12 protein-coding genes are annotated in these 13,212 nt (G+C 58.0%); 5 read left to right on the top strand and 7 right to left on the bottom strand.

The features are described 5' to 3' along the window. The first annotated feature begins 70 nt into the window (after positions 1 to 70). The gene (locus GIW69_RS20875) at positions 71 to 985 is read left to right on the top strand and encodes a LysR family transcriptional regulator (RefSeq protein WP_236484677.1); all 915 of its coding nucleotides are present in this window, start codon (positions 71 to 73) and stop codon (positions 983 to 985) included. Positions 986 to 1,251: 266 nt separating this feature from the next. Then, positions 1,252 to 1,482 carry an acyl carrier protein gene (gene acpP, locus GIW69_RS20870; protein ID WP_236484676.1) on the top strand — a complete coding sequence of 77 codons (231 nt, stop codon included), beginning with the start codon at positions 1,252 to 1,254 and terminating at the stop codon, positions 1,480 to 1,482. 97 nt (positions 1,483 to 1,579) lie between these two features. On the opposite strand, the gene GIW69_RS20865 is transcribed toward acpP, so the two are convergent. The 5 genes from GIW69_RS20865 to GIW69_RS20845 form a co-directional block, all read right to left on the bottom strand. Further along, a complete protein-coding gene (locus GIW69_RS20865; RefSeq protein ID WP_236484675.1) occupies positions 1,580 to 2,281 on the bottom strand; it encodes an ABC transporter ATP-binding protein in 702 nt (233 codons plus the stop codon). Beyond that, the gene (gene livG, locus GIW69_RS20860; protein WP_007918535.1) at positions 2,282 to 3,049 is read right to left on the bottom strand and encodes a high-affinity branched-chain amino acid ABC transporter ATP-binding protein LivG; all 768 of its coding nucleotides are present in this window, start codon (positions 3,047 to 3,049) and stop codon (positions 2,282 to 2,284) included. Beyond that, on the bottom strand, positions 3,046 to 4,302 hold the full coding sequence (locus GIW69_RS20855; RefSeq protein ID WP_236484674.1) for a high-affinity branched-chain amino acid ABC transporter permease LivM: 1,257 nt from the start codon (positions 4,300 to 4,302) through the stop codon (positions 3,046 to 3,048). The genes livG and GIW69_RS20855 overlap by 4 nt, the downstream gene beginning before the upstream one ends. Further along, positions 4,299 to 5,222 carry a high-affinity branched-chain amino acid ABC transporter permease LivH gene (gene livH / locus GIW69_RS20850; RefSeq protein WP_236484673.1) on the bottom strand — a complete coding sequence of 308 codons (924 nt, stop codon included), beginning with the start codon at positions 5,220 to 5,222 and terminating at the stop codon, positions 4,299 to 4,301. The genes GIW69_RS20855 and livH overlap by 4 nt, the downstream gene beginning before the upstream one ends. A 232-nt stretch (positions 5,223 to 5,454) precedes the next feature. Next, positions 5,455 to 6,582: a branched-chain amino acid ABC transporter substrate-binding protein gene (locus GIW69_RS20845; RefSeq protein WP_236484672.1), complete on the bottom strand. Its 1,128-nt coding sequence runs from the start codon at positions 6,580 to 6,582 to the stop codon at positions 5,455 to 5,457. A 351-nt stretch (positions 6,583 to 6,933) separates the two neighbouring features. On the opposite strand from GIW69_RS20845, the gene GIW69_RS20840 reads away from it, so the two are divergent. Further along, positions 6,934 to 7,239 (top strand): DUF2288 domain-containing protein, encoded by a 306-nt coding sequence (locus GIW69_RS20840; RefSeq protein WP_236484722.1) that lies wholly within the window; start codon positions 6,934 to 6,936, stop codon positions 7,237 to 7,239. A gap of 314 nt (positions 7,240 to 7,553) precedes the next feature. Here the strand turns inward: GIW69_RS20840 and GIW69_RS20835 are convergent, their stop codons facing one another. After that, entirely contained in the window at positions 7,554 to 9,755 is a 2,202-nt protein-coding gene (locus GIW69_RS20835) for a hypothetical protein (protein WP_236484671.1), read from the bottom strand. 196 nt (positions 9,756 to 9,951) lie between these two features. Between GIW69_RS20835 and GIW69_RS20830 the strand changes: the two genes are divergently transcribed. Then, complete coding sequence (locus tag GIW69_RS20830; RefSeq protein WP_236484670.1) at positions 9,952 to 10,848, top strand: NAD(P)-dependent oxidoreductase; 897 nt, start codon at positions 9,952 to 9,954, stop codon at positions 10,846 to 10,848. 38 nt (positions 10,849 to 10,886) lie between these two features. Here GIW69_RS20830 and GIW69_RS20825 read toward each other — a convergent pair whose 3' ends face one another. Further along, positions 10,887 to 11,255 (bottom strand): YkgJ family cysteine cluster protein, encoded by a 369-nt coding sequence (locus GIW69_RS20825; protein WP_236484669.1) that lies wholly within the window; start codon positions 11,253 to 11,255, stop codon positions 10,887 to 10,889. A gap of 302 nt (positions 11,256 to 11,557) precedes the next feature. Between GIW69_RS20825 and GIW69_RS20820 the strand changes: the two genes are divergently transcribed. Beyond that, a complete protein-coding gene (locus tag GIW69_RS20820) occupies positions 11,558 to 12,907 on the top strand; it encodes a spinster family MFS transporter (protein WP_236484721.1) in 1,350 nt (449 codons plus the stop codon). Positions 12,908 to 13,212 lie beyond the last annotated feature (305 nt).

The following is a 13,212-nucleotide window of genomic DNA, read 5'->3' as shown; positions in this document are numbered from 1 at the left end:
GTCTAGAGTGGTTTTTTCGGTGGATAAGCGTGCTAATGGGCAACCTTTGGTTTTCAAATGGAAACAATCCATGAGCGAAATGGATGATTTGGCGGCGTTCGCGGTGCTGATCGAAGCCGGCAGTTTTACTTTGGCGGCGCAACAATTGGGTTGCAGCAAAGGCCAGCTGTCCAAGCGCATCAGTCAATTGGAGGCGCAGTTCAACGTGGTGTTATTGCAGCGCACCACCCGCCGCTTGAGCTTGACGGCGGCCGGCGCGGCGCTGTTGCCACAGGCCCAGGCGCTGGTTGAGCAGGTGAAGCGGGCGCGGCAGGCTCTGGCGCGATTGAAGGACGATATGGTTGGCCCCGTGCGGATGACGGTGCCGGTGTCATTGGGCGAAACGTTTTTCGATGGGTTGCTGCTGGAGTTCTCTCGGCTGTATCCAGAGGTGCAGATTGAACTGGAGTTGAGTAATCACTATCACGACCTGGCCCGTGAAGGTTTTGACCTGGCGATCCGTAGCGAGGTCGGCAACGACGAGCGTCTGGTGGCGCGCCCATTACTGGCGTGGCAGGAAATGACCTGCGCCAGCCCGGCTTATCTTGAACAGCACGGCGAGCCGACGACGCCGATGGCGCTGGCCGGACACCGTTGCCTGCTCAACAGCCACTACAGCGGTCGCGAAGAATGGCTGTATCACCAGCAACATGAACTGTTGCGGGTGCGGGTGTCAGGCCCGTTCGCCAGCAATCACTACAGCCTGTTGAAAAAAGCCGCGCTGGCCGGTGCTGGCATCGCCCGTTTGCCGTCGTATCTGTTGCAAGCGGAACTGGCAGACGGGCGATTGAAAGGGTTGCTTCACGATTATCAGACCCGGCGCATGCCCATGCTGTTGGTGCATCCGTATCAGGGCGGCTTGCCCAAGCGCACGCAAGTACTCGCCGATTATTTAATTGGCTGGTTCAAGCGCAGCGGCGAGGCGCTGGATCGCCTCCGACAGTAACGCGTAGAGAACACTTGGCCTGTGACCGGCCAACACTGGTTTCTACCGCTTATTGCATTTTTGTTATTAAAACTACTTGGTCATCAGGAACTGATATAGGCACCTGTTATTTCTGACAGTAGCGACGACATTTTCCGGCGTTTATCTTCTGATTAGGCAACAACGATACCTGAGGAGCAGGTTATCAAACGGGTAGAGCTGAATAAGACCTCGTCGGGACTTTCCAGACTTTCGGCTTATTGATGATTCAAAGGTTAGGTGCGGACATGGACAACGCAGATCGTATACGGGATATGGTGGCTGACATTCTTGGCGTGAGAATAGAGGAGGCTAAGGGCCCCTCTAGATTTATTTCAGATCTAGGGGCTGACTCGCTGGATATAAGCGAGTTGGTGATGGCATTCGAGGACGCGTTCGGCATAGAAATTCCGGAGACGGAAGCTGAAAAGATGGTGACCGTTCAAAACGCCATTGATTTTATAAATAGCCGATCATGACGAGAGTACGTGCCGCCAAAGAACAGCCTGTGCATGTTTCTATAGGGATAAGGCACAAAAAAACGGCCCGAAGGCCGTTTTTGTTTAACGCTAAGACTCAACCGCCCAGATACGCCTCGCGCACTTTCGGGTCGGTCAGCAGCGCTTCACCGGTGCCTTGCATTACCACCCGGCCGTTCTCGAGAACGTAGGCGCGGTCGGCGATTTTCAGGGCCTGGTTGGCGTTTTGCTCGACCAGAAACACGGTCACACCGTCCTTGCGCAGTTGTTCGATGATGTCGAAAATCTGCTGGATGATGATCGGTGCCAGGCCCAGCGATGGCTCGTCGAGCAGCAGCAGTTTCGGCTTGCTCATCAGCGCACGGCCGATCGCGAGCATTTGCTGTTCGCCGCCGGACATGGTGCCACCGCGTTGGGCAAAGCGCTCTTTCAGGCGTGGGAAAAGTTCGAGAACCTTGTCCATCTGTTCCTGATAGTCGCCTTTGTCGGTGAAAAATCCGCCCATGGCGAGGTTCTCTTCGACGGTCAGACGGGCAAACACCCGACGACCTTCCGGCACGACCGCGATGCTTTTGCGCATGATCACCGACGAGTCCTGGCCGACGAGTTCCTCACCCATGTAGCGGATGCTGCCGCTGTGGGCCTGCGGCGAACCGCACAGCGTCATCAGCAGCGTGGACTTGCCGGCACCGTTGGCGCCGATCAGCGTGACGATTTCGCCCTGACGAACTTCGACGTTGACGCCGTGCAGAGCCTGGATCTTGCCGTAGAAGGTGGAAACGTTTTCGAACTGCAGCATTTACGCTTCCCCCAGGTAGGCTTTGATCACTTCAGGATTATCGCGGATCTGTTCCGGCGTACCGTCCGCCAGAGGCGTGCCCTGGTTGATCACGACGATGTGGTCGGAAATGCTCATGACCAGTTTCATGTCGTGTTCGATCAGCAGCACGGTCACGTTGTGCTCTTCACGCAGCACGCTGATCAGCGCCTTGAGGTCTTCGGTTTCCTTCGGGTTCAGGCCGGCGGCCGGTTCGTCGAGCATGAGGATCCGCGGACGGGTCATCATGCAACGGGCGATTTCCAGGCGACGCTGCTGACCGTAGGCCAGAGTGCCGGCGGTACGGTTGGCGAACTCTTTCAGGTTGACCTTTTCCAGCCAGTACTCGGCAAATTCCATCGCCTCGCGCTCGCTTTTACGGAACGCCGGGGTCTTGAACAGGCCGGACAGGAAGTTGGTGTTCAGGTGACGGTGCTGGGCGATCAACAGGTTCTCGACCGCCGTCATGTCCTTGAACAACCGCACGTTCTGGAAGGTGCGCACTACGCCTTTGAGGGCGATCTTGTGGCCCGGCAGGCCTTGAATCGGCTCGCCGTCCAGCAGGATGCTGCCACCCGTTGGCTGATAGAAACCGGTCAGGCAGTTGAACACGGTGGTCTTGCCCGCGCCGTTCGGCCCGATCAGTGCAACCACCTGCTTCTCTTTGACGGTCAGGGCCACGCCGTTGACCGCCAGCAGGCCGCCGAAGCGCATGCTCAGGTTTTCAACTTTCAGGATCTCGCGGCTCATTTTCGCAACTCCATGTGTGGGCGTTGCATCGGCAGCAGACCTTGAGGACGCCAGATCATCATCAATACCATCAGGGCACCGAACATCAACATGCGGTACTCGCTGAACTCACGCATCATTTCCGGCAACAGGATCATCACCACGGCCGCCAGAATGACGCCCAGTTGCGAGCCCATGCCACCCAGCACGACGATGGCGAGGATGATCGCCGACTCGATGAAGGTGAACGATTCCGGTGTCACCAGACCCTGACGGGCGGCGAAGAAGCTGCCGGCGAAACCGGCGAATGCAGCACCGAGGGTGAACGCGGACAGCTTGATCACGGTTGGATTGAGACCGAGCGCACGGCAGGCGATTTCATCTTCACGTAGCGCTTCCCATGCACGACCGATCGGCATGCGCAGCAGGCGGTTGATGACAAACAGCGCGGCCAGCGCCAGCAACAGGGCAACCAGGTAAAGGAAGATCACCTTGTTGATCGAGTTGTATTGCAGACCAAAGTATTCGTGGAACGTCTGCAAGCCTTCCGCCGCTTTACGCTCGAAAGTCAGGCCGAAGAACGTCGGTTTCTCGATGTTGCTGATACCGTTCGGACCACCGGTGATGTCGGTCAGGTTGCGCAGGAACAGACGGATGATCTCGCCGAAGCCGAGCGTCACGATTGCCAGATAGTCACCGCGCAGACGCAATACCGGGAAGCCCAGCAGGAAGCCGAACGTCGCCGCCATCAGGCCGGCAATCGGCAGGCAGATCCAGAAGCTCAGGCCGTAGTAGTGCGACAGCAGCGCGTAGCTGTAGGCACCGACGGCGTAGAAGCCGACGTAACCGAGGTCGAGCAGACCGGCCAGACCGACCACGATGTTCAGGCCAAGGCCGAGCATCACGTAGATCAGGATCAGCGTTGCGATGTCCACCGCGCCACGGGAGCCGAAGAACGGCCAGACCAGCGCGCCAAGGATCAGCGCGATGATGATGTAGCGTTGGGTGGTCGGCAGGGTCAGGAAGTTGCTGGCCTTGGCCGGGATCAACGGCATGCCCGGCGAGGATTTCCACGCCTTGCTGATCTGTTGGTTGAACAACACGCGCAGGAACATCAGCACCGAGCAGATGGCGATGGTCGCCAGGATGGCCGGGCTGGTGTTGTGCACTTCCAGGTTGATGCCGACGATAGTCAGTTTCAGACCGAGTACCGGGTAGGCCACGGCCCACACCAGCAAGGCGCTGAACAACGCCTGTTTAAGATTCCTAGTCATACTTTCTCAACCTCCGGACGGCCCAGAATGCCGGTCGGACGGAACAACAGCACCAGAACCAACAAGCCGAAAGCTACGACGTCCTTGTACTGGTCGCCGAAGATATCGGCGCCAAACGCTTCCGCCACCCCAAGCACCAACCCGCCGAGCATGGCGCCGGGAATGCTGCCGATTCCGCCCAATACTGCGGCGGTGAAGGCTTTGAGGCCGACGAGGAAACCGGCGTTCGGGTTGATCACGCCGTATTGCATGCTCAACAGCACGGCCGCGACGGCCGCGAGCGCGGCACCGATGATGAAGGTCAGGGCGATGATGTTGTTGGTGTTGATGCCGAGCAGGTTGGCCATCTTGATGTCTTCGGCGCAGGCGCGGCAGGCACGGCCCAGGCGAGAGCGGGAGATGAACAGCGTCAGGCCGAGCATGGCGATCAGGGTCACCACGAACACCACGATTTGCATGTACGAAATCAGCACTTCATGTGCACCACCTGGCCCAAAGGTAAAGTTGCCCGGGATCAGGTTGGGGATGGATTTGTCCTTGGAGTCTTGCGCGAGCAGAACCGTGTTCTGCAAGAAGATCGACATACCGATGGCGGAAATCAGCGGGATCAGACGGTTGCTGCCGCGCAAGGGGCGGTAGGCGATCCGTTCGATGCTGTAACCGTACGAACTGGTGACGACGATGCTGGCAATGAACGCGGCGGTCATCAACAGCGGAACACTGTCGAGTCCCATCATGGTCAGCCCCGCGATGGCGATGAACGCCACGTAGGAACCGATCATGTACACCTCGCCGTGGGCGAAGTTGATCATTCCGATGATGCCGTAAACCATCGTATAGCCGATGGCAATCAAGGCATACGTGCTGCCAATGGTCAGACCATTAACCAGCTGCTGGAAGAAGTGATAGATGTCAGGCATTACAGCGCTCCTAAAAACCTGATACGCATTTCACTGGTGGAGTCATTTTCCCGCCCGGCCCCATGGATCTATATCCACTTCGAATCCGGGTTTTGCCAGCGAACCGCTGATGACGGTTTTGAGATTTTCAGGTGGGGAGACTGGCGGATCACGCCAGCGCGGCCCAGATACAGTTCTAAAACAAAGCCCACGGCACGCCGTGGGCTTTATTGGCAGTCAGTCAGGCAACGCTTTACTGAGGCGAAGCTTCAGTTTTAGGTTTGCCGAAGTGCCACTCGTAAACCACGAATTTGAAGTCTTTCAGGTCGCCCTTGGCGTCGAAGCTCAGGTCGCCGGTCGGGGTCTTGAAGGTGCCTGCGTGGATGGCTTCAGCCACTTTGGCAGAGTCTTCCGACTTGGCGGCTTCGATACCACCGGCAATGACCTGAACAGCCGAGTAGGCCGGGAACACAAACGGACCGCTCGGATCTTCTTTCTTCGCTTTGAACGCGTCAGCCAGGGCGACGTTGGCCGGATCCTGGTCGAAGGATTTCGGCAGGGTTACCAGCAGACCTTCGGAAGCTTCTTTGGCGATCTGCGAGATCGAGTCGTTACCCACGCCTTCCGGACCCATGAACTTGGCTTTCAGGCCTTTTTCAGCGGACTGACGCAGGATCAGGCCCAGCTCAGGGTGGTAGCCGCCGTAGTAGACGAAGTCGACGTTGGCTTGCTTGAGCTTGGCAATGATCGAGGAGAAGTCCTTGTCGCCGGCGTTGATGCCTTCGAACACGGCAACCTTGGTGCCTTTCTTCTCGAGGGTTTGCTTAACGGCGGTGGCGATGCCTTCACCGTATTGCTGTTTGTCGTGCAGAACAGCAACGATTTTCGGTTTCACGTGATCGGCGATGTAGTTACCGGCGGCAGGGCCCTGGGCGCTGTCCAGACCGATGGTACGGAATACCATTTTGTAACCACGGGCGGTGATGTCCGGGCTGGTGGCGGCCGGGGTGATCATGATCACGCCTTCGTCTTCGTAGATGTCCGAAGCCGGTTGGGTGGAGCTGGAGCACAGGTGACCGACCACAAACTTGACGCCGTCGTTGACGACCTTGTTCGCAACGGCTACCGCTTGTTTCGGATCGCAGGCATCGTCGTATTCAACGGCTTCGAGTTTCTTGCCATCTACGCCGCCCTTGGCGTTGATTTGCTCGATGGCCATTTTTGCGCCACTGAACTGCATGTCGCCGTATTGGGCTACAGGGCCGGTCTTAGGGCCGGCGATACCGATCTTGATGGTATCGGCAGCGAACGAATGGCTGGCAACCCCGGCCAGAACCATAGCGGCAAACAGTTTGGAAATCTGCTTAGTAGCCTTAGTCATAGTGCTCCACTCTTACTGTTGTATTTTTTTAGAGTTCTGGCGCCGTAGCAGCAGAACCGGTCAGATATCTGGCGATACCCTGCGGAAATGCCCCCGACAACTGTACCGGTACAGTGTAGAGCGCCGGTTGTTGAACTGGGAAGCTGGCGCCGGGGGACAAAACAAGAGGGTGTCGCTTTTTTGAATGAAAAAGACAGAATTGCGGCGGGGCGTTCGTGGGGTTATGCCCCAATCGGCAGCATTCCTTGGCGTTCCTGCTCTTTTCGTTCGGTGAAGCCATTTGCAACCGGGTTTTTCTGCGGGACTACCGACGTTATCATTTGCGTCGATTTCTTTTCCGGACAGAAACCCATGAATGAAGAACCTAGCACCCTCTATGCCAAGCTGCTTGGAGAAACGGCATCGATTACCTGGAAGGAGCTCGAACCGTTCTTCGCCAAGGGTGCCCTGTTATGGGTCGACCCGTCGCTGGATTTGATCGCCGCCGCTGAGGCCGTGGCATCGGATGAAGGCGCCAAAGTGGCTGCCTGGCTAGCCGAAGACAAAGTCGCCAAGCTGTCTGAAACGCGGGCGCTGGATCTTTTTGAGCGGGATCCAGAGCTGTGGGCAGTGGTGGTTTCGCCATGGATTCTGATCCAGGAAAGAGCATCACAATAATGCGCGCATCATTTCGGTGCGCCACTGAGGCGGCCGAAAGTGTGTAGCGGAGTAGCGTGATGGCATCTTGCCGTAGAGAAACGCCACAAGCGGACCCGGCATCACGGTGACGTAAACGTAACGGGAACAGTTTATTAAGCAGCCGGCGGGCTGCTTAATTGTTTCTAGATGTTGGAATGTCAGTTTTGTTTTGCTTTGAAGGGCCTCATCGCTGGCAAGCCAACTCCCACAAGTTCTGTGTCGAACGCAATATTAATGATCGGCACGAAACCTGTGGGGCTGGCTTGCCAGCGAAGGGGCGACGCGGTGCAGGATCACACCGAATACGTCTTCCCGGTATGGTTGTTCAGCGAAATCACCTTGGTCTTGCCAATCCGGTGACGGTAAATTTCACGCAGGTACTTGATCGACTTCTTCACGCAATCGCGCGACAAGCGAATGTCGTTGATCGAGACAAACTTCTCTTTGTCGTTAATCAACTCGCGGTACTTCTTCTCGTACATCGGCTTGATCGCGTACCAGTTGGTGTCGAGGATTTTCGCCGGGTTTTCGAATTCGTTGAGCAAATCGTCGATGCGGTCTTCGTCGAATTCTTCGTTGATGATGAAATCGAGGATCGAGTTGTCGAGGGTTTCGTCGAAGCGGTAAGCGTTCTTGGCGAAGCAGCGCTTGATGAAGGCCACGATCAGGGTCAGGAAATCGTCCGACAGGCACGGGCTCTTGGCGATTAACGTGGTCAGCGACAGGTTGGCCGAAGCGCCGATGACCAGCGCGTAACGCTTGAGTGTGGTGTTGGGGAACAGGCTGTTGAGGTGGGTCTTCAACCGGTTCAAATCCATGTACGACAGCTTGTAGTCTTTTGGCAGCGAGACGATCGACACCACCGACGAGCAGTTCTTGAAGAAGTGCAGGTCGTGCAGCGCAGCGGCGTCGTAACCGGAGTTCTTGTACTGCTCCAGCGAGGCGCGATAGCGCTTGGACTCGATCGGCAGCAGGCTGATGCCTTCGATGGCCTGCGTCACTTTGTTGAAGTGGGGGAGGTCGATGGAGCGGAAGAACAGGTCATCAATGTTCAGGCGCTGCGGCTCTTTCTCGAACACCTTGAATTTGTCGCTGCTCGGCGGCGGGGTTTCCGGCACCACGGATTCGGCGTAGGCAATCGCCACCGGGCCGGCGAGGCTCATGAACAGGTCGTTGGCGTCGAGGCGAATGGTTTCGCCGATGTCGATGCCCGCGCGGCGGAAATAGTTCTGGTCGTAGTCGGTCGTGACGGCCTGCGCAGTCAGAATGTTGAAGATCTGCTGCGAGATGTATTGGTTGGCGTGTTTTTCCATCGCATTGACATCGATGTTCTGGATGTTGCCGTCATCGCTTTCTTCGGCGTAACGCATGATGTCGTTGGAGATCAGCATCATCGCGTTCCATGGGCGGATACGGCCCATGACGCTGGCTTCGCTGCTGTCTTCATTGGCGAAGTTGTAGGAAAAGTCCCATTCCTCCGACAGGTATTTGCACAGCAGACGTCCGGCGTTGATGTGCAGCGCCTCGGACATTTCGCTGCGATGGTCGGAGATGTTCGGCAGCACGCAGATGCCACTGGTGAAGATCGGTTCGAAGACAAACGAGTGACCGCTTTTGCCGTCGTGCTCATCCATCGGTTTGGTGTCGAACGTCTTGTTCATGTACGAGTGCTGCTGGGCCAGGCCGAACTCCGAGGCCATGCCGGAACCGGTACCGCCGCCGGCACTGAAGATCGAGAAATACAGGCGCGACTGGTTGGCCTTGATGCCGCAGCTGTCGATCAAGTACGAGTGGATCATTTTCCAGTCAGGGCTGGAGAAGCGCTGGGTGTCCTTGTTGAGGATGATCTTCGCCAGGTACTGGCCGAGGATCGGCGCGTTACCGGCGCCACCGGCGTGGACTTCGGACAAGTCCATGATTTTCATTTTGCTGTAATCGCGCAGGAAACCGCTTTTTTCGCCCTTGCGCGAGAAACGGATGCGCCCGGCGATGTCCTTGTCCAGGTCGCCAAGCATCACCAGCGGTTCAACGAGGAACACTGGTTTGCTGGCCTTGTTCGGGCCGAGCCGCAGGTTGTTCTTGATCCACTGCGCCGGGCTGTAGCCTTTTTCGGCGTAGCGCTTGTCCGGCGACAGGCGATCTTCGTTGTTGAATTCGTTGAGGTAGAACTTGCGGGCGTTGTACACCAGTTCCGCCACGTCCAGCGCAATGTTTGAACCACACCGACCGAGCCCGATCAGGCATACCGACGGAAATTCCTGATCGTTGTGCTGCTCGTTATCGCCTTCCAGACGCGGCGGGCGCGGGAACACCAGGTCACGCAAGCCGTCGAGGTTGTCGAGGATGCGGTCGGTATTGGTTTCGGTGAAGTACAGGTATTGCTGGGTTCCCAGCGGACGCGAGGGGAGCAATGGCTTCATGGACGCGGGGGCGTTGGCCGCCGGGCTCAAAGTCAGATCGGATACCGCAGTGGCCGTTTTATTTTTAGAAGTCATTGTGCGCCATGTACCTGGACAGGGTCGGTTCGACGAGTGCGCTCATCGAGCCTCACGGAATGGGATCTCGCGTCTTTTTGCTGCGCGTATTGGGCCCGGCTTCAGGTGGGTGGCCTGTATATCGTCCGGGGGAATCCTTTCCTGATTGAGGAAGGATCGGCCATTATTCGGCGATCTTTAATCAAAAGGAGGCTAAATGATGTCAACGCTACCTTCGTTGGGGTTCGCCGGAATCGGCCTGATGGGTCTGCCGATGTGCCGACGCCTGCTCGCGGCGGGCTATCCGCTGACGGTGTGGAACCGCAATCCCGAGAAATGCGCACCGCTGGTGGCGGCCGGTGCCCGCCAGGTGAATTCGCCTGCCGAGCTGTGCGAGCACGCCGATGTGGTGATGCTGTGCCTGGCCGATACGGCGGTGGTGCGTGAGGTGGTGTTTGGCTCGGGCGGCGTTGCCGAGGGTGCAAAGAGCGGTCAATTGCTGGTCGATTTCTCCAGTCTGGAACCCACCTCCACACGGGAGATGGCCGCCGAACTGCTGAGTAAAACCGGCATGGGCTGGCTCGATTCGCCGGTGTCTGGTGGTGTGGTCGGCGCCGAGGCGGGAAGTCTGGCAATCATGGTCGGCGGTGACGTGGCGGATCTGGCGCGTGTGCGCCCGGTGCTGCTGAGTCTCGGCCAACGCGTCACGCACATGGGCGGGGTTGGCGCCGGTCAGGTGACCAAGGCCTGCAATCAGATGATCGTGGCCTGTAACGCGTTGGTCATCGCCGAAGTGGTGGCGCTGGCCGAAAAATCCGGAGTCGATGCCAGCCTCATCGCCGAAGCGCTGGCGGGCGGTTTTGCCGATTCAAAACCCTTGCAAATCCTCGCTCCGCAAATGGCGCAAAGCCAATTCGAACCGGTGAAGTGGCACGTGCGCACGCTGCTCAAGGATCTCGACACCGCCGTGAAATTCTCCCGCGAACAGGGTTCGGCCACGCCGATAAGCGGATTGGCCGCACAACTGATGCGCCTGCATGGGGCCCAAGGCTTTCTGCAGAAGGATCCTGCAACACTGGTGCAAATGTATCGCGCGCCAGGCGCGGAGGACTGACCGGACAGGTGCGTTTTCGCTGTTTAGGCTATGACTGCTCAGGCGCTCTGGTCATATGGGATTTCGTTCCAGTGCGACTCAAGCGGCGCCAGACCGAAGGCTGCTCGAGCGGCGTCGCAATCGACATTGTGCTCGCCGCTTTCCCACGATGCTTCGAACTCGCGGCAGGTGCTGGAGCGTTTCTCATAGATCGAACATTGCACCGTGCTGCCGACTTCGCCGGTCAGGGCGGTGCAGCGCACGGGTTTGCAATCGGTGCCAATCATGGCCACGCGGCTGGGCGTGATCTGGGTGACCAGTTCATCGGGCACAATGCCGCCGGCGGAGGTGCATTCTCCCCAGAAAAAAGACACACGGAAATGGGAACAGCAGGCACCGCAATTCAGACACGGACTGACTTCGGACATGGGGAGGCATCAAAGGAGGTGAGGGGGCGGAACCGGACGGAACCGGCGGCTATTCTAGGCTTCGCCAAGCGCTTGGGAAGGGGGGCGGCGAAGTATATTTTCATTGCCGGATTTTTCAGGAAAAGCCCCTGTTTTCGGGCGTCTCTCGACTTATCAAGGGCTTACGTTTCTTTACAGTGCCATGGCCCGGTATCAGGCTGACGAATGATGACAGACAGGCCTCGCGCGGCTGACTAGATTGCAGGTTCCGGGCTCGGATGCGCTGGCAGTGAAGCCCCAATAACAATAAATGAGACGGACCCATACAGAACTCGACCCAAGCGGCGAATGCCTGGCGCATTCTGTTCCTGCTGTTTCTGGCCAACCTGTTCAATTTCTTCGACCGCACCATTCCCGCGATCATCATCGAACCGATTCGCATGGAATGGCACCTCAGCGACTTTCAATTGGGAATCGTCGGCACGGCATTCACCATCGTTTATGCCATCGCCGGACTTCCGCTGGGGCGTATGGCTGACACCGGATCGCGGCGCAAACTGATGGGCTGGGGCCTGGCAACTTGGAGCGCGCTGACGGCGGTCAACGGGCTGGTCGGCAGTTTCTGGACCTTTTTGATAGTGCGCATGGGCATTGGCATCGGCGAAGCCAGTTACGCGCCGGCGGCCAACTCGCTGATCGGCGACCTGTTTCCGGCCCATCGCCGCGCCCGGGCCATGGGCATTTTCATGCTCGGTTTGCCCCTGGGGTTGTTGCTGGCGTTCTTCACCATTGGATGGATGGTTCACGCGTTCGGCAGCTGGCGCGCACCGTTCTTTATCGCTGCGGTGCCGGGGCTGGTGCTGGCGGTGTTCATGTTTTTCATCAAGGAACCGAAGCGCGGCGCGGCGGAAACCGTGCAGGTCTCGCAAGAGAAGGTCGATAAGCCGATCCGGCGGATTCTGGCGGTGCCGACCTTTTTGTGGCTGGTGATGGCGGGGTTGTGCTTCAACTTCGCCACCTATGCCTGCAACTCGTTTCTGGTGCCGATGCTGCAACGTTATTTCCAGATGCCGTTGCAGGAAGCGGCGGTAGCCACCGGGGTGATCGTAGGCGTTACCGGGCTGGTCGGCTTGACCCTGGGTGGCTGGATCGCTGACAAGATTCACCTGCGCGTGGCGAACGGGCGGCTATTGTTCGCGGCGTTCAGCCTGATTATCTCGACGCTGTGCACCGCGTGGGCGTTGCATGCCGGGCGCATTGAGATCGGTGTATTCGTCGCGGTGTTCAGTGTCGGCTGGTTGTTTGCTTACAACTTCTACACCTGCGTTTACACCGCCATTCAGGACGTGGTCGAACCGCGTTTGCGCGCCACGGCGATGGCGTTGTTCTTTGCCGGGTTGTATCTGCTTGGCGGTGGTTTGGGGCCGGTTGTCGTCGGCGGTTTGTCCGATCACTTCGCCCATTCGGCAATGCTGTTGGCCGGCGCTGGCGAAATGACCGAAGCGTTCAAGGCTGTCGGGCTGCATGACGCGATGTACCTGATTCCAGTGGCGCTGTTCTTGACGATGGTGTTTCTGTTTATGGCATCGCGGTGTTTTGTCCGGGATGCACAGCGAATGAAGGATGGGTTGGTGGCGGTGGTTAAGCCTGAAGGTTCGGCGGTGACTGCCTGATTGCTATCGCTGGCAAGCCAGCTCCCACAGTGTCCGGGTCGTCCACACAGGCTGGGGCTGGTACAAAACCTGTGGGAGCTGGCTTGCCAGGTCTCACAGTGTCCGGGTCGTCCACACAGGCTGGGGCGGTACAAAAACCTGTGGGAGCTGGCTTGCCAGGTCTCACAGTGTCCGGGCTGTCCACACAGGCTGGGGCGGTACAAAAACCTGTGGGAGCTGGCTTGCCAGGTCTCACAGTGTCCGGGCTGTCCACACAGGCTGGGGCGGTACAAAAACCTGTGGGAGCTGGCTTGCCAGGTCTCACA

The organism is Pseudomonas syringae, from assembly GCF_021605415.1.
Lineage (GTDB): Bacteria > Pseudomonadota > Gammaproteobacteria > Pseudomonadales > Pseudomonadaceae > Aquipseudomonas > Aquipseudomonas syringae_S.
This window is presented reverse-complemented; position numbering and strand designations above follow the sequence as displayed.